The following is a 26,723-nucleotide window of genomic DNA, read 5'->3' as shown; positions in this document are numbered from 1 at the left end:
CATCTCGTCCTCGCCTCCCTCGCGTCCCTCGCCGATCTCGTCACGAACCGCCGCGCGGAGGCGGCGGGGTCTTGGGCACGACAGGAGCCGCAGCGGCGCGCAGACGGGAGGCGGAGGTGGCTGAGCCGCCGTTGGCCCCACCGCCGGTGTTGCCGCCGCCTCCACCGCCACCGCTTGTGGCGCCGCCACCGCCACCGCCTTGGCCGCCGCCGTCGGCGCCCGGACGCGTCGTTATGGCCCTGCCGGTGTGCGCCGCTATCCCGGCCGCCGCCCCCGCCCCGCTGGCGAGCGCCCCGACCGACATGCCGGCGACCGCGCTGCCCATGTTGCCGCCACCCCCGCCACCGGCGAAGGCACCGCTGATCCGATTGGCGTGCGTGGCCATGCCGTTGCGCATCGTGCCCGCCGGGGAGGTGAAGGCAGCACTGGTGATAGCGGCCTTCCCGATCTTGGCCGCGCGATCCTTCTGCAGCGTCAGCATCTCGTCGCCGAACGACGGCACGAACCGATAGACCAGCCCGGAGGCGAAGATCGACAGGATCATGATGGCCAGCCCGGACAACACGGCGCTGAACGAGTCCTGCGGCCCCGACGACACAGCCGTCGCCAGAGACAGAACGATCACGATGATCGGCTTGATCAGGTCGATGGAGATCATCAACCCGATCCACCGCCGAATGTGCCCCCACATCGACTTGTCGACGAAACCGGCATACACCGCCGTAGCCAACGCCGCCCCGACGTACAGCATCGCCGCCCGAATAATGAGCTCCAGCCACAGCAGAGCGGCCGCGATCATCGACAACACCGAGACGAAAATCAGCATGATCGGCCCGCCCCCGAGCCCGGAGTTCGGGTCAAGGGCGTGAGAGAACGAAGCCAGGAATCCGTTGCGATCAGCAGTGGACCCATTCCCAATGGCATCCGAGACGCTATCGGTGATCTTCACCATTCCCGCCAGGATCACGGGAGTGAACGCAGAAGCCAGCACCGCCATCCACAGGAAGCCGGTGGCTTCGCCTATCGCAGTGATGATGGAATCGCCCTGCACCGCCCGCTTCACCACAGAAAGCAACCACAGCAGCACAGTCAGAATCGCCGACGCGGCGAACACGATCGCGTACTGCTTCAGGAAGCCCAAGTTGGTGAAGTTGACCGTCGCGGTCTTGGTGATGGCACCCGACAGGTTGTTGATGACCCACTGGGCTGCTTCCGCGCAGCCGCGCGCGATGGAACCCAGGGGGTCGGTGATGGAGTCGGCCGGGGTGACGCCGCCGCCTCCCGTGGTGCCGGGCGGGTTGGGGGTCCCGTTGACCATGTGCTGGGTGTTCTCGCAGGCATCCTTGACCTTGCCGAACAAGAGCGCGCACGGGTCTGACGGAGCGGCGGGCAGCGGTGCGATATCAAGGCGCATATTGGAGCCTCGCGAACTGCTTGGCAGCCTTCTGCAATTCGTCGGAGGTGGAGGCCTGCTGCGTGCCGCCCACCGGTGTGGGCCCGTCGATCTGCCCGAAGTCGTTCCAGCGCCAGTCGTTGCCGACCCAGGTCAAGGTGATCGTGAGCGTCGACCACGTGGCGCTCACCGGGAAGGTCGAGCCGGTGCCGGCGATTCCGTCGATGGTGCAGGTCCACACGTCGACCACGGCCTTGGTGTCCGTGTACGAATTCACTCGAACTCCCGCCGGTACACCGCGGTATACCAGCGTCTGGCCCGCAGGGGGATTCCCGTTTGCATCTAGGCCATACCCGCGTGCGGCTTCCGTGAAAGCCGTGTCCAGCTCGCTTTGGAGGTGAGCCACTATCGAGGGGTCCGCGATCGTCTGGATCATCGTGTGCCGCTGGTTCGTGTGGACCATCGGTTCGGACACGTATGCGGCGACATAGTTGGTTGCAGCAGCTTCTGCTCCGCTTTGCGTGTCCTTGTAACCGGTCAGGACTCCGTTAGCCCCGGACTGCGCCGGAAACGCAGGGCTCGAACTCCCTCCCGCCGGCGCGCTCTGCCCGACCGTCGCCGTCGCCGGCGGAACTCCGCCGCCGACGCCGGTGCTGGCGCCCTGGCTGGCGGCGCCGGTGTTGTGCTTGCTGCTGTTGATGGCGATGACGGCGGCTACCACGATGACGATGGCTGCCAGGGCCAGTACGCCGCGGCCTCGGCGGGCTCGGGGGGCTTTGAACTCGCCTTCGTAGGGGTCCTTGGGGAGGCGGATGATGGTTTGCGGCTGCTCGATGCGCGGTGCGCGTCCGGGACGGCCGCGGCGGGGTGCGCCGTCGCCCGTGCGGCCCGGACCGCCGCTACCGCCGTCGATAACCATGTTCAAGTCTCCCCACCCCGGGTGCCCCGGTCGTGTTACATCGTCGTCGTGTCGGGCCACCAGTTCCTAACAAATACCCGGATGGCTTCGTGCGGGTTTGCCGGGCGGCGCGAGGTGGCACCTTCTCCGGTCGGCCGCGGCCGCCGGTCAGATCGCCATGCCGTAGACGATGGTGAACAGCGTGCCGAGGGATCCGATGATGAACACACCGGTCAGGCCGGCCACGATCAGGCCTCTGCCCTGCTCGGCGGAGAAGGTGTCGCGCAGCGCCGTGGCGCCGATGCGCTGTTTGGCCGCGCCCCAGACCGCGATGCCCAGGCACAGCAGGATCGCCGTGGCCATGACGACCTCGACCATCACCCGGGCTTCGTTGCCGACCTTGCCGAAGGGTCCCCAGTTCGGGGCGATTCCGCCGATGATGGTGTTGATGTCGTTGCCGCCGGACGGGGGCGCCGGCGTCGGCGCGGGGTCCATGAGAAACGTGGCGACGGTGTGTGCCGCGCCATGCAGAGCTTGCAGTGCAGACACGATGACCGCCTGCCTCCAGTCCTGTGGTTATAACGGTGGTGTTCGTCGTACTCACGATGTGGTGTCACTGCCGGTAGCGTAGGGAACTCAGTCTACGAGGATGACGCGGACGGCAGATACCTTGTCTATGGTGTCGTTTTCCTCGATCCGTCCGCGGCACACCTTGGTTATCGGTTGATCCGATGATCGGCTGAAGGGAGGAAGGGGTCTGATGAAGACATCGATCATCGTCGGCGCGTCGCTGGTGGCCACCCCGTTCCTTCTGGTAGGCGCGATCGTCCTCGGCACCATGAGCGTGGCCTCCGGCAGCTCGAGTCTGGGCACCGTCGGCCGGATCGCCGAGGGCACCGTCCCGTCCGCCGACGCCGCGCTGATGGAGCAGTACGGCCACATGTGCCCGACGCTGACCCCCTCGCTCCTCGCCGCCCAGCTGTATCAGGAGTCGGGCTTCGACCCGGCGATCGTCTCCCCGGCCGGCGCCATAGGGATCGCCCAGTTCATGCCCGGAACCTGGCCCAACTGGTCTTCACCGCAGGACGGCGACGGCAAACAGGATCCGCGCAATCCCGCCGACGCCATCCCCGCCGCCGCACGCTACGACTGTGCCATCTCCCGCCAACTCTCGGGGATAGGCGGTGACGCCGTGGCGAACATGCTCGCCGGCTACAACGCCGGACCCGGCGCGGTCGAGCAGTACCGGGGGATCCCGCCGTACTCGGAGACCCAGAACTATGTGAAGAACATCGAGGCCCTGGAGCAGGCCTTCCGCGCCCCCGACCCGGCCCTGGCGCCCTCCGACATGGCCGTCCGCGCGATCGCCTACGCCTACGACCGCCTCAACACTCCCTACGAGTGGGGCGGAGACGGCACCGACGGCCGCTTCGACTGCTCCGGCCTGGTCCAGGCCGCCTACACCTCGGTCGGCATCACCATGCCGCGCACCGCCTCCGAGCAGTGGTACACCGGCCCGCACGTCCCGGTCGACCGGCTCCAGCCCGGAGACCTGGTCTTCTACGCCACCGACCTGTCCAACCCCGGCAGCATCCACCACGTCGGCATCTACGTCGGCGGCGGCGTGATGATCGACGCCCCGCACACCGGCGCGGTGATCCGCTTCGACCCGATCGGCGCGGCGGACTACCTCGGCGCCACCCGCCCGCAGCCGCTGGTGGTCGGAGCAGCGGTCGACGCGGCGACACCGCAGGCCAAGCGCACGGCGAGCAACCCCGCCGGCACGTCGCAGAACCCGGGCACCCCGGCGCCGACGACACCCACCCCGACAGGGAACCAGGCACCGGCGGTGGCACCGAAGGCAGCAACTAGCTCAAAGCACTGAGAGGGCGACTGTCGCGCGGCGGGTCTCTATACGCGCCCTCAAGCTGCGCCCCCTCAAGCGGCTTTGAGTAATCGCCGCCCACGCCGAATGCGTCGCTTCGCAGTGCGTTCACACCTGCACCATGAGCCACATCCGTGTCACCAAAAGCCAAAGGCGGCAGCCGGAGTCAAGCTCCGACCGCCGCCCTCCGCTGCCCGCCCCCGTTCACATGGCGGGCACCTTGTCCAAGAACCCGGCGACCGCGCCGATCCGCCCGTCCGGTGCGATCAGCGCCACGTCGAAGCCGACCACCAGCGCCTCGGCGTCGCCCGCCGCCAGCTCCCAGGTGAAGCGGACCACGTCGTGGTGCGCGTCCGGCTCGCCGGCGAGGCGGAAGGTCAGTCCCGCGAACTGCGCCTGCGCTCCGCCGATCAGGGCACTGAGTTCGTCGTGGCCGTGCACCGACGCCAGCGGGTCCGTGTACTCGATCTCCTCGACGAAGACCTCCGCGACCTTCTTGGCGCGGGCGGCGGCGTCGGTCTCGTTCCAGGCGGCGAGGTAACCGGCGACGAGGGTCGTGGTGTCAGTCATGGCTGTGCCTTCCGTTGCGGCTTCCGGCTTGCCCGGCGGCCTGTGCCTCAACTGTGGCGTCGGGGGTCCTGACCTCGCGATTACCACTCAGGTAATCGTCTCCATGACCCCCTCGAAGCCATCGTTGAGGCCATGACCACCACACAGACGCGGCCGGCGACACCGACCGCCGAACGCGGCGACACCACCACCGCCCGCGCCCAGAACCTGACCCTGCTGGTCCTGCTCGCGGGGATCTTCATGACCACCCTCGACATCTTCATCGTCAACGTCGCGATCCCCGCCACCCAGCGCGATCTGCACGCCTCCCCGGCCGCGATCCAGTGGATCGTCGCCGGGTACGGGCTCACCGTCGCCGCCGGTGTGATCACCGCCGGGCGGCTGGGCGACATGTTCGGGCGCCGCCGGATGTACGCGCTGGGCATGGCGCTGTTCACCGCCGCCTCCGCCGCCTGCGGCATGGCGCCGACTGCCAACGTGCTGATCGCCTCGCGCATCGTGCAGGGCATCGGTGCGGCGCTGCTGAGCCCGCAGACGCTCGCGATCATCGGCACCGCCTTCGAGGGCGCCAAGCGCGTCCGCGCCTTCACCGCCTATGCCCTCGCGATGGGTCTGGCCGCCGTGTTCGGGCAGCTGATCGGCGGCGTGCTGATCGACATGAACTTCTCCGGGCTCGGCTGGCGCAGCTGCTTCCTCATCAACGTGCCGGTCGGCGCGGTGGCGCTGACGCTGGTCCCGCGCGCCGTGCCCGAGTCGCGCGCCGAGGTCCGGACCCGGCTGGACGTGCCCGGGGTGGCGCTCGTCAGCGCCGCGCTGGTGGCCACCGTGCTGCCGCTGATCCAGGGGCAGAGCCAGGGCTGGCCGCTGTGGACCTGGCTGAGCTTCGGCGCCGCGCTGGTGCTGTTCGGGGTCTTCGGGTGGTACCAGGGCCGGCTGGCGGCGGCGAAGAAGGCGCCGCTGATCGACCCCGCGCTGTTCCGCACCAAGGGATTCGCCCGCGGCATCGTCGCCCAGATCGTGTTCTGGATGGGCCAGGGCTCGTTTTTCCTCGTCTTCGCCCTCTACGTGCAGCTCGGCCGCGGCCTCGACGCCCTGCACGCGGGCCTGATCTTCACCCCGATCGGCGTCGGCTACCTGCTGACCTCGATGGTCGCGCAGAAGGTCACCGAGCGCCTCGGCCGCCAGACCGCCGCCGTCGGGACCCTGCTGATGGCGGTCAGCCTGCTCGACCTGATCGTCACCCTGCACCTGACCGGCACCCACGGCTCGCTGCTGTGGACGATCCCGGCGCTGGTCGGCGACGGCGCGGGCATGGGCCTGGCGATCGGCCCGCTGGCCGCCGGGGCGATGGGCCGGGTCGCGCCGCACCACACCGGCGCCGCCTCGGGCGTGGTGTCGACGGTGATGCAGGTCGGCGGGGCGGTCGGGGTCGCGGTGATCGGCATCGTCTTCTACTCCGTCCTCGGCTCCTCGACCACCCCCGCCGCCTACACCCACGCGTTCACCGCCGGGCTGGAACTCCTGGTCGGCGTCGCGGTCGCGGTGACGGTCCTGCTCCAGTTCGACAAGGACTAGTGCCGGCGAAGTAGCCCGGGTGACTCCCGTCGGAGGACTACACCGCAGACATCCCGAAGGTGGAATCGACGGTATGACCACCACGACCGGCACCACCTCCAGCACCCTCACGGCGCCCGCCGCCCGCGCGGTCGCCGCGGTCAAGCAGTACGGCGGCGGCGACGCGGCCGTCCGCGCCCTCGACGGCGTGACGGTCGCGCTCGCCGCCGGCCGCTTCACCGCCGTCATGGGCCCGTCCGGATCGGGCAAGTCGACGCTCTTGCACTGCCTGGCCGGCCTGGACCGGCTCACCTCGGGCCAGGCGTACGTCGGCGACGTCGAACTCGGCTCCGCCTCCGACAAGCAGCTGACGCTCCTGCGGAGGGAGAAGCTCGGCTTCGTCTTCCAGTCCTTCAACCTCCTGCCGACCCTCTCGGCGGCGGAGAACATCACGCTGCCGCTGGACCTGGCCGGCCGCTCCCCGGACAAGGACTGGCTCGACACCGTCGTCGGCACCGTCGGGCTGACGGACCGCCTCAAGCACCGCCCCGCCGAGCTCTCCGGCGGCCAACAGCAGCGCGTGGCGGTCGCGCGCGCCCTTGTCTCGCGTCCGGAAGTCGTCTTCGCCGACGAGCCCACGGGAAACCTCGATTCCCGGTCCGCCGCCGAGGTTCTGGGCCTGCTGCGCACCATGGTCACCGACCTCGGCCAGACCCTGGTGATGGTCACCCACGATCCCTCGGCCGCCGCCTACGCCGACGAGGTCCTGTTCCTCGCCGACGGCCGCCTCGTGGACCGCCTGGAGCAGCCCACGCGCGATTCCGTCCTGGCCCGCATGCAGCGCTTCGGCGAGTAAGGAGGCTGACGGACATGCTCACCATCGCCCTGCGCAACCTCACCGCCCGCCGCCGCCGGCTGATCGGCACGTTCCTCGCGGTGTTCCTCGGTGTCGCCTTCCTCGCCGGCACCCTCACGCTGAACGCGACGCTCTCGCGCAACTTCGACAACCTCTTCGCGACCGCCGACTCCAACGTCGCGGCGGTCGTCCACTCGGACACGCTGATCGCCTCGAGCGGCAGCGGCGCGCCCTTCGGCGGTCTGCGGGCCTCGGTCCCGTCGCAGCTCGCTGATTCGCTGCGCGCCGTGCCCGGCGTCGCCGACGCGCAGCCCGACATCACCGGCTACGGTCAGCTGCTCGGCGCCGACGGCAAGGCGGTCGGCGGGAACGGGCCGCCGCGTACCGCCGGCAACTGGATCCCGTCCGCCGCGCTGAACCCGTACCACCTGGTCGCGGGGCGCGCGCCGCAGGACGTGGCGGCTGAGCAGCCGGTGCAGGTCGTGATCAATCGCGGCGCGGCGAACTCCGGGCATCTGAAGATCGGGGACACCACGATCGTCCAGATGCCGCTGCCGGTGCGGGTCACGATCGTCGGCATCGCCGGGTTCGGGACGCAGGACGGGATCGGGCAGGTGACGTATGCCGGATTCACGCAGACAGTCGCCGAGAAGTACATCGCGCGGCCCGGACAGGCTTCGCAAATCCTGATCGCTGCCAAGAAGGGTGTGTCTCAGGACACTGTCGTGGACTCGGTGGCGAAGACTCTTCCGCCGGGTGTCTCGGCGATCACCGGTGCGGCGTATACGAAGGCGAACACGGACGCGATCGGGAAGGCGTTTCTGACGTTCTTCAAGGGCTTCCTGCTGGTGTTCGCGGCCGTGGCGCTGCTGGTGGCGGCGTTCTCGATCCACAACACCTACACGATCCTCATCGCGCAGCGGACGCGCGAGAACGCCTTGCTGCGCGCGCTCGGCGCATCGCGAGGGCAGATCTTGCGGTCGTCGTTGGCTGAGGCCGCGGCGTTGGGTTTGGCGGCATCGGCGGTCGGGATCGTCGGCGGGTTGGGGATCGCGCAAGCGCTGAAGGCGTTGTTCGACGTGGCCGGATTCGCTTTGCCCGCCGGGGGATTGGCGGTCACGGGCTCGACGATCGCGGTCGCGCTGCTCGTCGGTGTCGGGGTGACGTCGCTGGCTGCGCTGTCGCCGGCGGTGCGGGCTTCGCGCGTGCCGCCGCTCGCGGCGCTGCGGGAGGCGTCGGTGGGGGAGACGAGCTCCGGGTTCGGGCGGGTGCGGACGCCGATCGGCGCGGTGCTTCTGGGCGGCGGCATGCTGCTCGCCGTCGCTGGTGGGTCGCTCGCGGCGGTCGGCGCCGGTGCGGCGGCTACGACGGTCGGCGTGGTGATGGTCGGGCCGGTCGCGGCGCGCGCGGCGGTCCGCGTGCTCGGGTCCGTGGTCACCGGCGACGGACGCTTGGCCGGGACGACCGGCGTCCTGGCGCGGCGCAACGCGGCCCGGGACCCGCGGCGGACCTCGGCGACGGCTACCGCGCTGATGGTCGGGGTCGCGGTGGTGACGCTGCTGACGGTGTTCGCCACGTCGGTGAAGACGTCGCTGAAGTCTGATGTGGACCGGTCGTTCGTCGGAGACCTCGCGGTGTCCTCGCCCGCGTTCGGCGGCGGCGGATTGAGTCCGCAGCTGGCATCCGATCTGCAGAAAGTGCCGCGCGTCGCGGCTGCCGTCGGGATCGGGCAGGGGACGGCTTCGATCAGCGGCGCGGCGACGAACGTCTCCTTCGCCGACACCGGAAAGCTGAGCCAAGCGGTGTCGCTGGACGTGCGCGGCGGCTCGGCGGCGGCTTTGAGCGGCGGTCACGAGATCGGCGTCTCGGCCTCGGAGGCGAAGAAGCATCCGCTGGGCAGCTCCGTGACGGTCGTCTTCCCGGACGGAACGGCCAGCACGGTGCCGGTCGGCTTCGTCTACGGACCGCGCGGCTCCCTCGACGGCTACCTGGTCGACGCCGCCACCTGGTCCGCACACGCGAATCAGGTCACGGACACCTCGGTGATCGTGAAGCTGGCGCCGGGGACGTCGGCCGCGGCGGCGCGCTCGGCGATCACCGCGGCCGTGGTGCCCTATGGCAGCCCGGACGTGCAGGACCGGCAGCAGTACGCGGACGCGCAGGCGTCCGGCGTGGACGTGGTGCTCACGATCTCCTACGTGCTGCTGGTCCTAGCGATCGTGATCGCCCTGGCAGGCATCGCGAACACCCTGGCCCTGTCCGTCCACGAACGCACCCGTGAACTCGGCCTACTGCGCGCCGTCGGCCTCACCCGCCCCCAGACCCGAGCCCTGGTCCGCTGGGAATCGCTCCTGGTGGCCCTGTTCGGCACCCTGGGCGGCGTCGCCCTCGGCACCTTCCTCGCCTGGACCCTGGTCCGAGCCGCCGGCAGCTCCACAGCCATCGGCTTCGCAGCCTCCCCAGCCACACTCCTCCTGATCCTCGCCGCCGGCGCCGTAGCAGGCGTCGCCGCCGCAGCCCGCCCAGCCCGCCGCGCAGCCCGCCTGGACCTGCTGGCGGCGATCGCGCAGGAGTGAGCGGGAGCGGGATGGCCGCCGCCGGGGTCGGGGTCGGCAGGACTGACCTCGGCGGCGGCTCCGACGGCTCCGGCTGGCGGGCGCGGAGGGGGCGTCCGCCAGCCGGGAGTTGTCTTTTGGGCTGCGAGGGGGTGGCTGGGTGCGGTTTGTTTGTGGGTTTTTAGAAGCTTTTTACGCCTTCGAGCATGGTTTGATGGCCTCGCAGGGGACGCAGTTCGGTGGCAGGTATCTGAGTAGCGTCGGCGGCCGGCGGTTATGGCAATTCACGACCGCGCGCAGGTCCGAGTCACTGCGCACACTTTGGAGTTGGCGGGTCGCGGCCGCGTTTGAGGGGCACCGAAAGTCAACGTCAAGGGCAGGGCATCTGACGGCACCTGCGCGGCGAGCGGCCTCGCTCCGGGGAGGGGACGGTCGCGCTGTCCGGCGGCGGTTGTTGCCAAGTCGCATCACTTTTGCTGTGGTTGAGAAACGCTCGACTTGATTGCTTCGCCGAATCGCCGACATCTTAGGAAAAGGCTGCGGTGCTTTTCACAAGCATTGCGGTCGGACTGGCATCTCAGCGCGGAGTAAGTGTTGCGCGATAGGTCGGGGACCTCCTCCCCACAGGGGTTTTGTCCCGGACATTCGGACCGCCACCGAGCAGCCCAACCTGGCCCGACCCCCCCGTTGCAGAGTGCCCCCGCCGGAGGCGCCTGCCTTTGACTTTCGTTGCCCCTCAAACGCGGCCGCGACCCGCCAGCTCCAGCGCGTGCGCAGTGACTGGGACCGGCGCGCGGTCGTGGACACGAACAACCGCCGGCCGCCGATGCTACTCAGATACCTGCCACCGAACTGCGCCCCCTGCGAGGCCATCAAACCATGCTCGAAGACGTAAAAAGCTTCTAAAACCACCCACAAGCCGCAGCCGACAGACCACATCCGACCACCACCGAAAAACCAAGCCGGCGGCACCGAAAACCGGTGCCGCCGACCGTAAAACCGCTCGTCTACGAGCTACCTAAAACCTGCTTACAAGCTGTTCAGCACCTTGTCCGACACCGCGGCTTTCCCGCCCAGCACCACGCCGACCTCGATCGAGCCGCCGGCGCGTTCGTCGTTCAGGAAGCCGCTTGTCGCGGGGGCGAGGCTGGTGGGCGGGGTGAGGAGCAGGGGGCCGTCGAGGGTGCCCATGGCGGCGCCGCCGGAGAGGGCGTCGGCCCATTGGACGCCGGTGGCCACCGCGTACATGTGGGGGGTGCCGGTGGCGCCGAAGAACTGGTGGGCCACGAGGGCTGCTGTGGCGTAGCGGTCGCTGCCGACGAGGTTGTCCAGCTTCAGGTTGCCGGCGGGGACCGCGGTGCCGAGGGTCTTGGCCGCGGTGTTCGCCGCGCCGCCGACCGGGTAGACGTTCGCGCCGGCCGGGGTGCCGGCCCACTGGTGGAGGAAGGCCGAGGTCGCTGCGGGCATCTGCGTGCCGTTGGTCAGGACCAGGACGGTGTCCGGGGTCGCGCCGGCAGCTGTGCCCGCCGCGAGGGCGTCAGGGAACAGCGATGCGGTCGCCAGCAGGACGCGCTGCACCGCCGGGTGGCCGCTGGCGTCCTTCATGTCGCCGGCCATGCGCTGGGCGATGGCGGCCGAGGTGGTGTAGCGGTCCTGGCCGAAGATGCGGACCGGGGTGAAGCCCAGCTTCTGGACCGCGGTGGCCACTGCCGGGGACAGGGCCTTCTCGCCGCCGAGGAGATAGACGGTGGAGCCGGGTGCCAGGGTGCGGGTCAGCTCGGTGGCGGTCGCCGGGTTCAGGGCCTTGGTCTCGGTCAGCAGCAGCGGGCCGCCGTCGTGGGCGGCCAGGGCGGACCCGCCGAGGGCGTCGGCGAAGTCGTCGGAGCGGCTCAGCACGGCGGTCTTGGCCAGCGGGCGCTTGTCGGCGGGGGCGTAGAAGTCGGCCTGGCTGTCCGTCGTGGCGGGCCACAGCTTCTGCGAGACCGCGACCGCCGTGCCGATGCGGTCGCTGCCGGCCCAGCGGACGGCGTGCACCTGCGTCGGGTCCAGGGTCACGTGCGAGGTCGGCGAGAGGTCGACGTCGTCCTCGTCGACCTGGATCGCCGGCGAGGAGCCGTACTGCCGCCGCACGTCGAGGAAGTACTGGTGGATGCGCTGGTGCTTGGCCCAGTCGGTCGCCGGGACGTACGGGTCGTTCGTCGTGGCGTTGAAGTTCGGCTGGTCCGAGGTGCTGCCGGAGATGTCGACGGCGGAGATCTGGGCCTGGAGCCCCGGGTCCCGCACGGCGTCGCTGAGCGCGCTGTGGCCGCTGGCCGGGTTCCCCGACGTGCCGTAGAGACCGAGCTTGAAACCGGTCCCGTTCAACGCGTTCCCGAAGCTCTTCAGGTACGCCACGACCGCCTGCGCGGTCGCGTCCTCGTGGTAGGGCTCCATGTCGACGAAGATCGTCGTGCCCGAGGCGAACCCGAGGGCGCTTGCCTTCGCGACCGCGTCCTTGGCGTCCGTGACACCCAGCGCGGTCGGGTTCGCACCCGCGGCCGTCAGCGTCGGTCCCTGCTGGCCGGCGTAGATGGCCCACATGCCCCAGCCGGTCGCGGCCTGGTGCTGGACCCAGGCGGCGCTGTAGCCGCCGTCCGCTCCGGGATTCGGGTTCGCAGAGGACTTGCAGTCCTGGTCCGGATGGTAGGACGCCCCGCCGATGTAGACCCCGACGCCCCGATACGGCGAGTGGGCGTACCAGTCGTCCATCTGCGCCGAGTCCGGCGCGACACAGGTGTCGAAACCCTTGCCGCTGAACGCCGTGTTGGGGGTCGTGGACGCGGCGTGGGCGCTGGTCGCACCCATTCCCACCATGCCCAGCGATCCCAGTGACGAGGCGGCTATTGCGGACGCAGTCAAGCGAATGCGCTTCATGACGTGATCCCCTCCCGTAGGTCCGGAATCACCTTAGGGGGCGAGGATCCGCATCGCAGGTCCGACCTCAACAAAAACGCCCAGAACTTCACGCCGGAACAGGTAAATGCATCTCAAAACGACACCCGCCGTCGACGTTCCCGACCGTGACAGCACCCGAATGCGCCTCGGCGATGCCCCGCACGATCGCCAGCCCCAGACCCGCCCCGGCGCCGACCGGGCTCTCCACCTCCGGCGTCCGGGCGGCTGTCCCGCGCCACGCCACGTCGAAGACCCGGTCCAGGTCCTCGTCCGGGATCCCGCCGCAGGCGTCGGTCACGGCCAGCAGCACCCGCGGCTCGCCGTCCGCGCCGGTCCGGGCCAGCGCCGAGGCCTCGATCCGCACCGTGCCGTCCTCCGGGGTGTGCCGGATCGCGTTCACCACCAGGTTCGACAGCGCCCGCGACAGTTCCCTGACATCGCCCCGCACCGTGGCCGGCGTCGTCACCACGCCCGACAGCTCGATGCCGCGCGCCCGGGCCAGCGGCTGCCCCTCGGCCAGCGCGCCGTCCACCAGATCGGCCAGCGCCACCGACTCCAGCGTCAGCCGCAGGGCGCCGGCGTGTATCCGCGACAGCTCGAACAGGTCGTCCACCATGCCCGCCAACCGGTCCGCGGCCAGCCGCATCTGCATGTGGTAGCGCGCCGGATCGCTGGCGACACCGTCCTCCAGCGCCTCGGCCATCGCGCGCAGCCCGGCCAGCGGGGTGCGCAGATCGTGCGAGACCCAGGCGACCAGCTCGCGCCGGGAGCGCTCCAGCGCGCGCTCCCGCTCGCGGGACTCGGCCAGTTTCGCTTGCGTGGCGCGCAGTTCGCGGTCCAGGGCTGCCAGCTCCCCGGTCATCAGGGCTCTGCCATGCGGCGCCGGACCCGGGACGGACTCGCCCTCGCCGAGCGCCTGCAGCGCCGCGCGCAGCGTCCGGCTGTCGTGCGCCAGGCTGCGGCCCAGCAGCCACGCCAGGGCCAGCGTCACCGCCGCGCCGGAGGACGAGACGATCACCGAGACCCCGGCGTCGTGCGAGGAGATGAACATCGCGCGGGAGGCGATCACGATGCCGGCGACCACCGCCAGCGCCGCGGTCGCGGCGGAGGCGAACAGCGAAGCGCGCAGCGAGCGGCCGCGCAGGGCCCGCAGCGCCGACCAGCCGATGAGCGAGGCGCCGACCGCGGAGCCGGCGCCCATGGCGATGATCTCCAACTGGTCACGCATCCAGGTCCTCCGGCGCCTCGAGCCGGTAGCCGACTCCCCAGACCGTGACGATCAGCGACGGCGCGGCCGGATCGGGCTCGATCTTCTCGCGCAGCCGCCGCACGTGCACGGTGACGGTCGACTGGTCGCCGAAGGACCAGCCCCAGACCTGCTGCATCAGCTCGGCGCGGCTGAACGCCTGCCCGGGGTTGGCCATCAGGAACGCCAGCAGGTCGAACTCGCGGCCGGTCAGCGCCAGCGGCTCGCCGCCGAGCCGGGCCTGGTGCGCGGTGAGGTCGACCTCGAGGCGGCCCAGGGCGAGGATCTCAGGGGTCTGCGGCGGCTCGGCGCCGCCCCGCCCCCGGCCGTGCCCGCGCGCCCGGCGCAGCACGCTGCCGGCCCGCAGCACCAGCTCGCGCGGGCTGAACGGCTTGGTGACGTAGTCGTCGGCGCCGACCTGCAGCCCCAGGATCCGGTCGCCCTCCTCGCCGCGCGCGGTGAGCATGATGACCGGGACCTCGCCGAGAGCCCGGACGCGCTGGTGCACCTCGTAGCCGTCGAAGCCGGGCAGCATCAGGTCCAGCACCATCAGGTCCGGCAGGCGCTCGGCCGCCGCGGCCACGGCCGCCGGGCCGTCGGCGGCGCGGCGGACCCGGTAGCCGGCCCGGGCCAGATAGGCGGCGACGACCTCGGCGACCGTGGCGTCGTCGTCGACGACCAACACGTCCAACACGTCCAACGCGGGCTCGCCGCCGTCGCGGTCGGTGACGGGATCGTCACCGACCACCGCGCTCGCGGTGTCCGGCGTGCTCATCGATCGCCACCTTCCTCGGTATCGTCCGTTTCCCGACATTCTGCGTGGTGCTCTCCCCGCGGTTCAAGCGAACACCGTCAGAGGCCCTGATCGGGGCTTTCCAGTCCTTACGGAACTGTGACGACCCGGCGCGGAGCGTCGCCGAGGCCGCCGCCCGGCGGTCAGGGTGAAGCCCATGAGATTCGTGCGGCCCGCTGTGGCGCTGGCGGCGGCGACGCTGTTGACCGGGGGTGTCTACGTCGCGGTCCGCCTCGACCGCGCCGCCGAGTTCGCCCACGGCACCTCGGTCACGGTGACCTTCGGCGTGTTGTTCGCGCTGTACCTGCTCGGCGCGTGGTCGGTGTCGGGGCTGCGGGAGCGGTGGGCCCGGTGGGTGACTCTCGCCGGTGCGACGGCCATGCAGGTCGCGGCGTTCACCACGGCGCCGCGCTACTCCGACGACCTGTACCGCTACGTGTGGGACGGCCGTGTCCAAGCGGCGGGCATCGATCCCTACCGCTACGTCCCGATGGCGACCCGCCTCGCCGGTCTGCGCGCCGGATCCGGCCTGTTCCCCCCGACCGATCGCGGGCTCGACCCCTCCCACTGCGTGATCGCCAGCCCGGGCATCACCGCCGGCTGTACGCGCCTCAACCGGCCGCTCGTCCACACGATCTACCCGCCGGTCGCCGAGGCGTACTACTACCTCGCGCACTGGTGGGGACCGCGCGGAATCCAGATTTCGGCGGCTGTGCTCGCCCTCGGCATCACGGTTCTCCTCCTGGTCGGACTGCCTCGCATCGGCGTCGACTCCCGGAACGCGGTGCTGTGGGCCTGGTGCCCGACGGTGGCGGTCGAGGCGGGCAACGGCGGGCACGCCGACATCCTCGCGGTGCTGTTCACCGCCTGCGCGTTGCTGGCATTGGCCTCGAAGCGGGTCGCCAGCGGCGGAATCCTGCTCGGTCTGGGCATCGCGGCGAAGGTGACGCCTGCTTTGGCGGTACCAGCGGCGCTCCGACGTCGGCCCTTTGTTCTGCTGGGATCGCTGAGCGCCGTGGTGGTCGGGGTGTATCTGCCCCACGTTCTGGCCGTCGGCAGCGGAGTCGAAGGCTTCCTGGGCGGCTACCTGCATGAGGAGGGATACCAGAGCGGCACGCGGTTCGCGCTCCTCGACGCGGTCCTGCCGACGTCACTGGTCAAGCCGGCGGCGGTGCTGGTCCTGGCGGTGACGACGATTCTGGTCTGGCGGCTGAGCGATCCGGAACGGCCTTGGCACGGCGCGCTGATCATGGCAGGAGTCGGATTCCTGGTCACCGCGCCGCCGCTGGCCTGGTACGCCGAGCTGCTGGTCCTGTTCGTCGCGTTCGCGGGGTGGCGGAGCGCCGCGTGGCTCGGGATCGCATACGCCGGATACATGGTGCAGTCGGGCACCGCACCGCTTCAGGGATACGGCGGTGCGCTCGTGGTGGTCGTGGCTGTCTATGGCGGTCAGTTGGTTATCAAGGGACTGGGTCTCCGATCGGCGGCACGGCGGCTTGGAGCGGACGGCGTCGGCGCCGATCTCGATCGCGATCCGGATCTGGATCTGGATCTGGACCCCGACTTCGACCTCGACCGCCCCGGTCTGACCGACGTGATCCTCCCGTGTCTCGACGAGGCCGGAGCGCTTCCCTATGTCCTGTCACGGATTCCGGCCGGCTATCGAGCCATCGTCGTCGACAACGGTTCGACGGACGGGTCCGCCGAGGTGGCGGCGTCGCTCGGCGCGCTGGTCGTGCACGAGCCGCGCCGCGGATTCGGCGCCGCGTGCCACGCCGGGCTGCTCGCCGCCACCGCGGACATCGTCTGCTTCCTCGACTGCGACGGCTCCTTCGATCCCGAAGACCTGCCGAAGGTCGCCGACGCGGTCCGTCGCGGGCAGGCCGATCTCGCTCTCGGCCAACGCAGGCCACTGACTCGCGGCGCCTGGCCGCCGCACGCCCGGTTGGCGAATCGGTTGCTGGCGAGGCGCATCAGGCGCGAGACCGGCGTCCGGATCCGGGACCTCGGACCGATGCGTGCCGCTCGCCGGGAGGACCTGCTGGCGCTCGGGATCGAGGACCGGCGGTTCGGCTATCCGCTGGAGATGGTGCTCAAGGCGGCGCGCGGCGGCTGGCGGATCACGGAGACCGACGTCCCGTACGCGCCGCGCACCGGCAAGTCGAAGGTGACCGGAACGGTCGGCGGCACCGTCAAAGCCGTCCGCGACATGCGCCGAGTCTGGAGGGCCGCGACCCGATGAGCACCCTGATCGTCATTGCGAAGGCGCCGGTCCCAGGACGTGTGAAGACCCGGCTGACGCCGCCGTTCACGCCGGAGCAGGGCGCCGCGCTGGCCGGTGCGGCGCTCGCCGACACGTTGGAAGCCGTTGCCACCGCACGCTTTCCTCTCTCGGTGCTGGCGCTGGAGGGAGATTCGGCGTTGGTCGCCGTCCCGGCCGGCTTCGCGGTGGTCCCGCAGGTCGGCGGCGGCCTCGATCGGCGGCTGGCTGCGGCGTTCCGAGAGGCGGCGATCCTCGATCCCGGTCCGGCGCTCCTGATCGGGATGGACACGCCGCAGGTGACCGGACCGCTGCTGGAGGCGTGCATGCCCACGGCGTGGGAGGACGCGACGATCGGTCTGGCCGAGGACGGCGGGTTCTGGTCGCTGGGCTTCAGCCGTCCGCGCGAGGTGGATCTCGACGGGCTGTTGCTCGGCGTGCCGATGTCCACGGATACCACTGGCGCCGTACAGCTCGCCCGTCTTACCGATGCTGGACTCAGGGTTCGCATGCTGCCGGTGCTGCGGGACGTCGACACCGTCGCCGATCTGCCTGCCGTGGCGGCTGCGGCGGCTCCGGTGTCGCGTTTCGCGGCTGTGGCGCATGCCGTCGGCGTTGCCGGTACGACGCTCCCGGTTCCGGCGTGAGTGACGCGGGCGCTTGGACCGCCAGCGCCCCGTATGCCCGGGCGATCAACGACCCGACCGAACAGCTGGTCCTGCATGCCGATTCCGGCGAGACCCTGCTGCTCGACGCGGCGAAGTTCAGCGCTCCGCCGGACGCCGTGGACAAGGCCGTCCTGGACCGCTGTCTCGGGCCGACGCTCGATCTGGGGTGCGGGCCGGGGCGGCTGGTCGCCGAGCTCGCCGGGCGCGGCGTGCCGGCGCTGGGGGTGGACGTCGCGCCGTTCGCGCTGTTGCTGAGCCGCGCGAACGGCGCGACCGCGCTGCGGCGCTCGATCTTCGACCGGCTCCCCGGCGCCGGCCGGTGGCCGCACGCGCTGCTGATGGACGGGAACATCGGCATCGGCGGCGATCCCGGGGCGTTGCTGGAGCGACTGTGCACCCTGATGCGGCCGCGCAGCGGGGAGCTGATCGTGGAGACGGAGACCGAGGACGTCGACGTGCGATACCGGGTGCGGTTCGGGTACGCGGGGGACGAATTCGGTTGGGCCCGCATCGGTTCGGAGGCGCTGCTGGCGCTGGCGATCCCGCTCGGTTACGTGGCGCGCCAGGTGTGGACCGCCGACGGCCGCCGCTTCGTCGCGCTGAATTACCTGGGGTAGCGGGCACGCCGGATTAGTGTTGCGGACGTGACCTCCGCGCAGTCCTCCGGCTCCTCCGGCTATTCCGGAACCCCGCTGCCCAAGAAGCTCGGCATCAAGACCGGGCATCGCGTGCTGTTCCACGATGCGCCCGAAGGCTTTGATCCGCAGCCGCTGCCCTATGACGTGACGGTAGAGACGACCGAGGATGGCGGCGCCGGTCCCTATGACGTGATCGTCGCGTTCGCCAAGGACCGTGCGACCCTCACCGAGGACTACGCGACGCTCCCGGCTCTGCTCTCCAAGAGCGGATCGCTGTGGATGTGCTGGCCGAAGAAGGCCTCGAAGATGGTCACCGACGTCACCGAGAACGCCGTGCGCGAGGACGCGCTCGCGCTGCCGATCGGGCTGGTCGACGTGAAGATCGCGGCGATCGACGCCACCTGGTCCGGGCTGAAGCTGGTGTATCGGCTCGACCGGCGGTAGTTGTTGGCTCAACTATTCATAAAGGGCCTCTGACCTGTGGCGAAAGTCTCATCCCGGGCACGGGTTGGCCGGATCCGACATATCGCGAGCGTTCCGCCAGTACGCTGATACGCATGCGGCAGCCCGTGCAGACCCTCCTTGAGCACGTGCGGCGTGGCTTGGGCGGCGCCGTCCTGCTCGGCGGCGCGGCTCCGGGCGACCTCGCGGCCATCGCGGGTCCCGTCGTCGACGGCTTATCCGTGCTGCGTGCCGGCGGTACCGCGCCGGCGGTGGAGACCACCGGATTCGCCGGGCTCGCCGATCTGGTGCGTCCGCTGCTCGACGGCGAGGCCGGACTCGATCTCGAGCGCGGCGCCGTCCACGTCGGCCGGGCCGCCGGGGAACTCATCGCGCAGGCGGCCTCGGTGCAGCCGGTCGTGGCGGTGATCGTCGAGGCGCATCTGCTGGACAAGCAGTCGGCGACGGCGATCGCGGTCGCGGTGCGGAGCACCAGGCGCGCGCCGGTCGCGTGGCTCATCGGTGTCGACGATGTGCGCCGCGCCCCGTTCGGCACGCTCGGCGCCGTGCCGCTGCAGGTGCAGCGGCCGGTCGCGGCCGGGGATCTGCCGAAGGCGACCACGCGGGCGCTGCTCGTCCTCGCCGCCAGCGCCACCGGGCACATCGACGAGGTCGGCGGCGCGCTGGACCACCTCGGGCTGCGGGTCAGTGATCTGGCTCCGGCGGTCGCCGACGGTTTGATCGAGGCCACGACCTCCGGTTGGCGGTTCCGCGACCTCGGTGTGGCGACGTCGATCTACGCGACCGCCACGCCGACCGAGCGTCAGGTGACGCACGCGGCGTTCGTCGACGCCATCTCCGAGCTGCGGGAGGCGGAGAAGGGCGAGATTCTGGCCCGGCACCTCGCCGGTGCGGCGGCCGGTACCGACGGTCCGGCGGCGGAAGCGCTGGGGCGGGCTGCGGACGGCGCGCGGTTGCGGGGAGCGCTGGAGGCTTCGCGGTCTTCGTATGGACGCGCGGCGAGTCTGACTCCTGATCCGGGTGCCCGTGCTCGCTGGCTGAGCGGCGCCGCCGATACCGCGCGACTGCTCGGCGATCTCGGCGGTGTCGGGCGGGCGATCCGGGAGGCGCGCGTTCTCACCGAGGACGCGACGCTGCACCACCGCCTAGACCGTATCGCGACGCGGACTTCGGTCCTGCGTACGGCGCAGACGAAAATCAAGGCTCTGCTGGAGGCCGGCAGCCACACCACCGCGATCGGGTTGATCCTGGCCGGGCGCGCGATCGACGCCGAGGCGATGCTGGCGCCGGTGGTTTCTTCCGCGTTGCTCTCGGATCCCCTGGACATGGGACCGCTGACGATTCCGGCGATCGCGGCCGGGGCGATGTGGACGTGTGACGTCCGGGGCGCGGCAGCGGTACTGGATCGCTCTATCGCCCTATTGCGTGCGTATGGGGCGGCCGAGCATCTGCCCGCGTTGCTGGTGGTGCGGGCCGAGGTGGGCTTCCGTTCGGGGCGCTGGCCGGCGGCTCGGGACGATGCGATGGAGGCGGCGGCGCTGGCGTCGCGGTTGGGGCAGCAGCCGATTCGGGCGGTGGCGCGGGGGCTGGCGCTGCGTGTCAGTTCTCTGATGGGCGCGCCGGTCGAGGATGCCGCGGTGGTCGAGGCGGAGTCCTTGGGATCCGAGGCTTATGTGCTGTGGCCGCAGCACGCTGTCGGCGTGGCGCTCATGGCTGAGCGTAAGTGGGATGCCGCGGCGACTGTGTTGGGCGGGGTCGTGGAAGCGCTGGATCGGCTGGGCGTTCAGGACCCTTCGGTGCTGCCGGTCGCCGGCGATGTGGTCGAGGCGTTGGTGCGGGCCGGCGAGGTCGCTCGCGCTCGGGAAGCGGCGGAGAAGGCGCGGGAGGCTGCGGCGACGACGATGTCGATCGTGGTGCGGGCCGTGTCCGAACGGTGTCTCGGGCAGGTCGGCCAGGGCAAGGGCGGCAAGGCCAAGCAGCACTTCGAGAAGGCGTTGCGGCTGCACGCCGAGACCGACGACCGGTATGAGGAGGCGCGCACGCTGCTCGCCTTCGGGCGTCTGGACGGCGACCGCGGACGGCTGGAGGCCGCGGCCGACCGGTTCGCGGCGGTGGGCGCGTGGCCGTGGCTGGCGCTGACCGAGGAGGAACTCGCCGGGAAGCGGTCGCGGAAGAAGCTCGGGGCGCTGACGGCGCAGTAGCGGCGGGGAAGTGGCGGCGGCGCAGTGGTGGCGGGCGGCGAAGCGGCGGGCGGCGGTGCTTGCGTCGCGCCTACCTCGATGAGGTAGGACTGCCTTATGGCGAACCTCCGTTTCGGGATCAAACTCAGCCAGGACGCGACGATCGACGAGTACAAGGCCGTCTGGCGCATCGCCGACGAAGCCCGCTTCGACCACTGCTGGAACATGGACCACTTCGCCAGCCTCGGCGGCGACGACACCAAGGACATCTTCGAGGCCTGGACGGCCCTGGCGGGCATGGCGGCGCTGACGTCGCACGTCCGCATCGGCTGCTCCGTCACCGGCAACACCTACCGCCACCCCGCCGAACTGGCGAAGATGGCGGTCACGGTCGACCACCTCTCCGGCGGCCGCCTGGAGTTCGGCATCGGCGCCGCCTGGGCCGAGAACGAGCACACGATGCTCGGCCTGCCCTTCGGCACCGCCGGCGACCGCGCGGACCGCCTCGAGGAAGCCCTGAAGATCATCACCTCCCTCTGGACGGAATCCCGCACCACCCACGACGGCAAGCACTACCAGCTCAAGGACGCCATCGCCGAACCCAAACCGCTCCAGACCCCGCACCCCCCGATCTGGATCGGCGGCAGCGGCCGCAAGCGCACCCTCCGCATGGCCGCCGAATACGCCGCGGTATGGAACGCCGCCGGCGGCACCCCGCCCGAAGTAGCGGAAGCATCAGCCGTCCTGGACCAGCACTGCGCCGACGTCGGCCGCGACCCCGCAACCATCCGCCGCTCAGTCCAGATCCGCGTCGGCGACGACTTCGACGCCCTGAAGCGCACCCTCGAGGAATTCGCCGCGATCGGCATCACCGACCCCCTGCTGATCGTGCAGACCGACAACCCCGTGGCGCGCGCGGAGCGCCTGGCGACCGAGCTGCCTCGCCTGCGGGAGATCGGCTAGGCACGCTGCCGGGAAGGCAAGATCGCAGGGTCAAGCGAAGTAACAGCGGCCCGAGACCAGTCACCACCGTGACTCGCCTCGGGCCACCGGTCAGATATCGCGCTGCTGTCTCAGGCTCCTGTCGCGCTACATTCCTGCTGCGGCAGCCTTGCCCGCCGCATTGTTCGCCAGCAGGTGGCGGACTTCGGGCCGCCGCTCGCATAGCGCGCTGCTCTCTCAGGCTCCCGCCCCCTACATCCCAGCCGCAGCAGCCTTCCCCGCCGCGTCGTCCGCCAGCAGATGGCGGTCTTCGGGCCACCGCTCACATATCGCGCTGCTGTCTCAGACTCTCGCCGCGCTATATCCCTGCCGCAGCAGCCTTGCCCACCGCATTGTTCGCCAGCAGGTGGCGGTCTTCGGGCCGCTGTTCACATAGTGCTCTTTTGTCTCAGGCTCCTGTCGCGCTTCATTCCCGCTGCGGCAGCCTTGCCCGTCGCGTCGTCTGCCGGCAGGTGGCGGTCTTCGGGCCACCGCGCACATATCGCGCTGCTGTCTCAGACTCTCGCCGCGCTACATCCCCGCCGCAGCAGCCTTCCCCGCCGCGTCGTCCGCCAGCAGGTGGCGGTCCTCCTGGTCCATGGAGGAGTCGGCGAGTTGGCGCAGCATGGTGAGGAGTTCGGCGTGCTGGTCGGGTGACCAGCCGTCGAGTTGGTCCACGAGGATGGCGCGGCGGGCGGCGCAGAGGGCGTCGACGGCTGCTTCGCCGGCTTCGGTCATCACCACGGTCTGGTGGGGCGGGGTGCCTTCGAGGGCGGCTCGGCCGGTGGCCACCAGGGTGTCGAGGTGGGGGCGGATTTCGGACATCGGGAGGTTCAGGCGGGTGGGGATGTCGTCGATGCGGGTCGGGCCGAATTGCTTCAGGCGGAAGAGGCCGTATGCCTCTGGGACGGTGATGTCGATGCCTGATTTGACGATCGTTTGGGTGTAGCGGTCCTTCACGTTCTGGCGGCTGGACAGGCGGGTGAGTGCGCGCTCCAGCTCGTCGATGGAGGAGCGCTGCGTCGGGCCGGTGCTCGCCTCGGCGGCTCCGGTGCCGCGGGTCGTGGTGCGCAGGGGGACTTCGCGGAGGAAGAGGGCGAGCAGGAAAGCCAGGATGCACAGGGGGATCGCGTAGAGGAAGACGTAGTGCAGCGCGTGTGCGTACGTGTGCAGGAAGGGCTGCGTCACCGATTTGGGGAACTGCTTGATGACCGTCGGGTTCTCGATCGCCTGCTCGAACGGGAACTTCGGGCTGATCGTCCCGTTCGCCACCGCCGTCTTGATCTCGGATGTCAGCTTGTTGTTGAAGATGGTGCCGAACAGCGACGCCCCGAACGCGCCGCCGATGGAGCGGAAGAACGTCACCGCGCTGGTCGCCGTGCCCAGTTCCTCGTAGTCCACGTTGTTCTGCACCGCGATGATCAGCACCTGCATCACCAGGCCGAGCCCGAGGCCGAAGACCAGCATCGCGACCGCGTTCGAGGCGGTGGACGTGGTGTCGGTCATGCGGGACAGCAGCCAGGCGCCGACGGTCATCACCGCCGTGCCGACGATCGGGAAGATCTTGTAGCGGCCGGTCCGGCTGATCAGCTGCCCGGAGGTGATCGAGGCGAACAGCAGGCCGGCCATCAGCGGCAGCAGCTGGAGACCGGAGGCGGTGGGCGTCGCGCCGTGCACGACCTGTTGGTACAGCGGCAGGAAGGTCAGGCTGCCGAACATGCATAAGCCCACGACGAACCCGATCGTGCTGCACATCGCGAAGACCGGGTTTTTGAACATGTGCAGCGGCAGTACCGGTTCCTTGGCGTGTTTCTCCGCGTAGAACCAGGCGATCAGGCACGCCGCCGCCACCGCGCCGCACAGGTACACCTGCCACGAGCTCCAGGCCCAGGTGCTGCCGCCGAAGCTGGTGATCAGGATCAGGGAGCTGGCGGCCGCGGCGATGAGGAACGTGCCGAGGTAGTCGATCACCGGCTTGCGGTGCGCGGTGTGGGTGCGCAGGCCGATGGCGACGACGACCAGCGCGATCGCGCCGACCGGCAGGTTGACGTAGAACACCCAGCGCCAGCTGAGGTTGTCCACGAAGAAGCCGCCGATCAGCGGGCCGATCACGCTCGCCACGCCGAACACCGCGCCGACCACGCCCTGGTACTTGCCGCGGTCGCGGGGCGGGACGACGTCAGCGATCAGCGCCATCGCCAGCACCATCAGCCCGCCGCCGCCGACGCCCTGCAGCGCGCGGGAGGCGATCAGCTGGGTCATGTTCTGCGACAGCCCGCACAGCGCCGAGCCGATCAGGAAGACGACGATCGCGGTCTGGAAGATCCGCTTGCGCCCGAACTGGTCGCCGAGCTTGCCCCACAGCGGCGTCAGCGCCGTGGACGCCAGCAGGTAGGAGGTCACCACCCACGAGATGTGGTTGGCGCCGCCGAGGTCGGAGACGATGGTCGGCAGCGCCGTGGAGACGATGGTCTGGTCCAGCGCGGCCAGCAGCATGCCCAGCATGACGCCGGCGAAGACCAGCGGGACTTCGTTCTTCTCGTCCGCTCCGGCGCCTGTCGACTCTGCACTCACGTCATCAGGTCACCACGGAACAAGGGCGGATGCCAGGGTGCGGCGGCGAATGGGTGAGGCGCCTTTTTGTTCGAGCGCTGAAAAGCGCCGGGACGCCGGGTGGGCGGAGATCCCGGGGCGCCGCGTGCGCGGAAAGTGAGGCTACTGCAAGGATCCCGCGAGCGTTTCCAACTCCGTCAGCGCTCCGCTGCCCGACACCACGACCCCGACCTTGCCGCGCGTCGTGGCCGCCGCGCTGCCCTCCGGCGCCGTGGTCCGCACCAGCGCGTGGCGGCTGCCGTCGGGGGTCACATAGACCTGCCACTGGTAGCCGCCGGCGGTGACCGTGCCGCCGGCGCCGCTCACCTGAGTGGCGTCCGGAGCCTGCAGGGACAGGATGCCGTCGACGCCCTTGCCGCCCGCGGTCTGGTCCAGCGCGACGTACTGGTCGTCGGAGGTCAGGAAGCCCAGTTCCCAGCGGAGCTGCGCGCTGGGGTCGAGGTCGGCGTGGACCGAGGTCGCGCGCCAGCCCGGCGGCAGGCTGGTCGGCGCCATGGCCTGGAACGGCAGGTCCGGGTCGCGGCGGGCCTGGGCCAGCGGGATCGTGTAGTCGACCGTCTGGACCGCGTCCTCCGGCTTCTTGGAGTCGTGCGGGAACCACTCGACGATCGCCACGAGCGGCAGGGAGATCACCGCCATCGACAGCAGCATGTCCCTCAGGGACTTCTTCAAAGGAGAGACGCGGGCCATAGGGATATGGTCCCATCCGTCCCCTTGAGGTTTGCGCCGGGTCCTACGCTGCGCCGGGCATGACCCCCGCCACTTCGCGGTACCGGCTTCCTGCGAGCCTCGATACGATCTCTCTCGACATCCCTCGTGAACCGCGACGGAGCGGATCCCCTCCTCGAGGAGCTCTTAATTCATGAACGCCGCAGTCCCGCAGGCGAACGACAACCAGACCTCCGACGGCCCTGAGGCTCCCGACCGCAACCTGGCGCTGGAACTGGCCCGGGTCACCGAGGCGGCGGCGATGGCGGCCGGCCGGTGGGTCGGCAAGGGCGACAAGAACGCCGCCGACGGCGCCGCCGTGAACGCGATGCGCCGGCTCATCAACACCGTGTCGATGCGCGGCGTGGTCGTCATCGGCGAGGGTGAGAAGGACCACGCGCCGATGCTGTTCAACGGCGAGGAGGTCGGCGACGGCTCCGGTCCGGAGTGCGACGTGGCCGTGGACCCGATCGACGGCACCACGCTGGCCGGCAAGGGCATGCCCAACGCGCTGGCCGTGATCGCGGTCGCCGACCGGCACAGCATGTACGACCCCTCGGCCGTGTTCTACATGGACAAGCTGGTCGCCGGTCCCGAGGCCGCGGACGTGGTCGACATCACCGCGCCGGTCGCCGAGAACATCCGGGCCGTGGCCCGAGCCAAGCGCCGCGAGCCCGGCGACATCACCGTGGTGGTCCTGGACCGCCCGCGCCACGAGGGCCTGGTCGCCGAGATCCGCGAGGCCGGCGCGCGCATCAAGTTCATCTCCGACGGCGACGTGGCCGGCGCGGTGATGGCCGTGCGCCCCGGTACCGGTGTGGACCTGCTGCTCGGTGTCGGCGGCACGCCGGAGGGCATCATCGCGGCCTGCGCCGTGAAGTGCCTGGGCGGCGTGATCCAGGGCAAGCTGTGGCCCAAGGACGACGCCGAGCGCCGGCGCGCCGTGGATGCCGGCCACGACCTGGACCGCGTCCTGCTCACCGACGACCTGGTCTCCGGCGAGAACTGCTTCGTGGCGATCACCGGCATCACCGACGGCGAACTGGTCCGCGGCGTGCACTACACCGGCGGCGGCGCGACCACGCAGTCGCTGGTGATGCGCTCGAAGTCCGGCACGGTGCGGCTCATCGACTCCGAGCACCGCCTGGACAAGCTGCGGTCGTACAGCGCGGTGGCTTTCCACTGAGCGACGGCACGTCGGTATACGTCGGCGCGTCGCAGCGCCGACGTGTAGGAACGCCGGCGATCGGCGAAGCGAGGACTCAGTCCTCCTCGCCGTTCCCGGCGCCGACCGCGGCGTCCAGCCGGGCCCGGGCGCCGTCCAGCTTCGCCTGGCAGTGCTTGGCCAGCGCCTCGCCGCGCTCCCAGGCGGCCAGCGACTCCTCGAGTGTCAGACCGCCGGTCTCCAAGCGCCGGACGACGTCCATCAGCTCGTCGCGGGCCTGCTCGTAGCCCAGGTGGGACAGGTCCGGGGTCTCACCGGCGGTGGGGATCGTCTCGTTCGCCATGGGTTCAGGATAGTTTCCGGC

At 70.5% G+C, this 26,723-nt stretch carries 21 protein-coding genes and 1 pseudogene; 12 read left to right on the top strand and 10 right to left on the bottom strand.

Annotation, left to right across the window (positions count from 1 at the left end; translation table 11 throughout):
• Positions 1-40: 40 nt before the first annotated feature.
• The 3 genes from CACI_RS53775 to CACI_RS40990 all read right to left on the bottom strand — a co-directional run bounded on the left by CACI_RS53775 (position 41) and on the right by CACI_RS40990 (position 2,786).
• Positions 41-1,141 (bottom strand): hypothetical protein, encoded by a 1,101-nt coding sequence (locus CACI_RS53775; protein WP_190276860.1) that lies wholly within the window; start codon positions 1,139-1,141, stop codon positions 41-43.
• 262 nt (positions 1,142-1,403) lie between these two features.
• Entirely contained in the window at positions 1,404-2,312 is a 909-nt protein-coding gene (locus CACI_RS46820; RefSeq protein ID WP_015796843.1) for a hypothetical protein, read from the bottom strand.
• Between the two features lie 147 nt (positions 2,313-2,459).
• Entirely contained in the window at positions 2,460-2,786 is a 327-nt protein-coding gene (locus tag CACI_RS40990) for a hypothetical protein (protein WP_049872173.1), read from the bottom strand.
• 265 nt (positions 2,787-3,051) lie between these two features.
• On the opposite strand from CACI_RS40990, the gene CACI_RS40985 reads away from it, so the two are divergent.
• A complete protein-coding gene (locus tag CACI_RS40985; RefSeq protein WP_015796841.1) occupies positions 3,052-4,176 on the top strand; it encodes a C40 family peptidase in 1,125 nt (374 codons plus the stop codon).
• A gap of 204 nt (positions 4,177-4,380) precedes the next feature.
• Here the strand turns inward: CACI_RS40985 and CACI_RS40980 are convergent, their stop codons facing one another.
• Positions 4,381-4,746 (bottom strand): nuclear transport factor 2 family protein, encoded by a 366-nt coding sequence (locus CACI_RS40980; RefSeq protein ID WP_015796840.1) that lies wholly within the window; start codon positions 4,744-4,746, stop codon positions 4,381-4,383.
• A 132-nt stretch (positions 4,747-4,878) separates the two neighbouring features.
• Here CACI_RS40980 and CACI_RS40975 point away from each other — a divergent pair, with 132 nt between their 5' ends.
• The 3 genes from CACI_RS40975 to CACI_RS40965 all read left to right on the top strand — a co-directional run bounded on the left by CACI_RS40975 (position 4,879) and on the right by CACI_RS40965 (position 9,732).
• Positions 4,879-6,321, top strand: a complete 1,443-nt coding sequence (locus CACI_RS40975; RefSeq protein ID WP_015796839.1) for an MFS transporter — start codon at positions 4,879-4,881, stop codon at positions 6,319-6,321.
• 73 nt (positions 6,322-6,394) lie between these two features.
• Complete coding sequence (locus tag CACI_RS40970) at positions 6,395-7,156, top strand: ABC transporter ATP-binding protein (RefSeq protein ID WP_015796838.1); 762 nt, start codon at positions 6,395-6,397, stop codon at positions 7,154-7,156.
• A gap of 14 nt (positions 7,157-7,170) precedes the next feature.
• Positions 7,171-9,732: an FtsX-like permease family protein gene (locus CACI_RS40965; protein WP_015796837.1), complete on the top strand. Its 2,562-nt coding sequence runs from the start codon at positions 7,171-7,173 to the stop codon at positions 9,730-9,732.
• Between the two features lie 1,008 nt (positions 9,733-10,740).
• Here CACI_RS40965 and CACI_RS46815 read toward each other — a convergent pair.
• The 3 genes from CACI_RS46815 to CACI_RS40950 form a co-directional block, all read right to left on the bottom strand.
• Complete coding sequence (locus CACI_RS46815; RefSeq protein WP_015796836.1) at positions 10,741-12,624, bottom strand: cell wall-binding repeat-containing protein; 1,884 nt, start codon at positions 12,622-12,624, stop codon at positions 10,741-10,743.
• A gap of 88 nt (positions 12,625-12,712) precedes the next feature.
• The gene (locus CACI_RS40955; protein WP_015796835.1) at positions 12,713-13,873 is read right to left on the bottom strand and encodes a sensor histidine kinase; all 1,161 of its coding nucleotides are present in this window, start codon (positions 13,871-13,873) and stop codon (positions 12,713-12,715) included.
• On the bottom strand, positions 13,866-14,666 hold the full coding sequence (locus tag CACI_RS40950; protein WP_015796834.1) for a response regulator transcription factor: 801 nt from the start codon (positions 14,664-14,666) through the stop codon (positions 13,866-13,868). The genes CACI_RS40955 and CACI_RS40950 overlap by 8 nt, the downstream gene beginning before the upstream one ends.
• A 175-nt stretch (positions 14,667-14,841) precedes the next feature.
• Between CACI_RS40950 and CACI_RS54590 the strand changes: the two are divergent.
• From CACI_RS54590 to CACI_RS40920, 7 genes and pseudogenes are all read left to right on the top strand, one after another.
• Positions 14,842-15,945 (top strand): annotated as a pseudogene (locus CACI_RS54590) (glycosyltransferase 87 family protein); the annotation flags it as partial.
• A 324-nt stretch (positions 15,946-16,269) separates the two neighbouring features.
• Positions 16,270-16,926, top strand: a complete 657-nt coding sequence (locus CACI_RS54585) for a glycosyltransferase family 2 protein (RefSeq protein WP_041543759.1) — start codon at positions 16,270-16,272, stop codon at positions 16,924-16,926.
• Positions 16,923-17,591, top strand: a complete 669-nt coding sequence (locus CACI_RS40940; protein WP_015796832.1) for a TIGR04282 family arsenosugar biosynthesis glycosyltransferase — start codon at positions 16,923-16,925, stop codon at positions 17,589-17,591. The genes CACI_RS54585 and CACI_RS40940 overlap by 4 nt, the downstream gene beginning before the upstream one ends.
• Positions 17,588-18,229 carry a class I SAM-dependent methyltransferase gene (locus CACI_RS40935; RefSeq protein WP_015796831.1) on the top strand — a complete coding sequence of 214 codons (642 nt, stop codon included), beginning with the start codon at positions 17,588-17,590 and terminating at the stop codon, positions 18,227-18,229. The genes CACI_RS40940 and CACI_RS40935 overlap by 4 nt, the downstream gene beginning before the upstream one ends.
• Positions 18,230-18,256: 27 nt before the next feature.
• Positions 18,257-18,694 (top strand): hypothetical protein, encoded by a 438-nt coding sequence (locus CACI_RS40930; RefSeq protein WP_015796830.1) that lies wholly within the window; start codon positions 18,257-18,259, stop codon positions 18,692-18,694.
• A gap of 113 nt (positions 18,695-18,807) precedes the next feature.
• Positions 18,808-20,913 (top strand): hypothetical protein, encoded by a 2,106-nt coding sequence (locus CACI_RS40925; RefSeq protein WP_015796829.1) that lies wholly within the window; start codon positions 18,808-18,810, stop codon positions 20,911-20,913.
• Positions 20,914-21,009: 96 nt separating this feature from the next.
• Positions 21,010-21,855, top strand: coding sequence for an LLM class F420-dependent oxidoreductase (locus CACI_RS40920; RefSeq protein WP_015796828.1), 846 nt, complete (start codon positions 21,010-21,012; stop codon positions 21,853-21,855).
• Positions 21,856-22,404: 549 nt separating this feature from the next.
• On the opposite strand, the gene CACI_RS40915 is transcribed toward CACI_RS40920, so the two are convergent.
• Both CACI_RS40915 and CACI_RS46810 read right to left on the bottom strand, forming a co-directional pair.
• Positions 22,405-24,447 (bottom strand): MFS transporter, encoded by a 2,043-nt coding sequence (locus CACI_RS40915; RefSeq protein WP_015796827.1) that lies wholly within the window; start codon positions 24,445-24,447, stop codon positions 22,405-22,407.
• A gap of 141 nt (positions 24,448-24,588) precedes the next feature.
• Entirely contained in the window at positions 24,589-25,176 is a 588-nt protein-coding gene (locus CACI_RS46810) for a DUF4245 domain-containing protein (RefSeq protein ID WP_015796826.1), read from the bottom strand.
• Between the two features lie 172 nt (positions 25,177-25,348).
• Between CACI_RS46810 and glpX the strand changes: the two genes are divergently transcribed.
• Complete coding sequence (gene glpX, locus CACI_RS40905) at positions 25,349-26,380, top strand: class II fructose-bisphosphatase (protein WP_015796825.1); 1,032 nt, start codon at positions 25,349-25,351, stop codon at positions 26,378-26,380.
• A 76-nt stretch (positions 26,381-26,456) separates the two neighbouring features.
• On the opposite strand, the gene CACI_RS40900 is transcribed toward glpX, so the two are convergent.
• A complete protein-coding gene (locus CACI_RS40900) occupies positions 26,457-26,702 on the bottom strand; it encodes an exodeoxyribonuclease VII small subunit (protein WP_015796824.1) in 246 nt (81 codons plus the stop codon).
• Positions 26,703-26,723 lie beyond the last annotated feature (21 nt).

Source organism: Catenulispora acidiphila DSM 44928 (assembly GCF_000024025.1).
Taxonomy (GTDB): domain Bacteria; phylum Actinomycetota; class Actinomycetes; order Streptomycetales; family Catenulisporaceae; genus Catenulispora; species Catenulispora acidiphila.
This window is presented reverse-complemented; position numbering and strand designations above follow the sequence as displayed.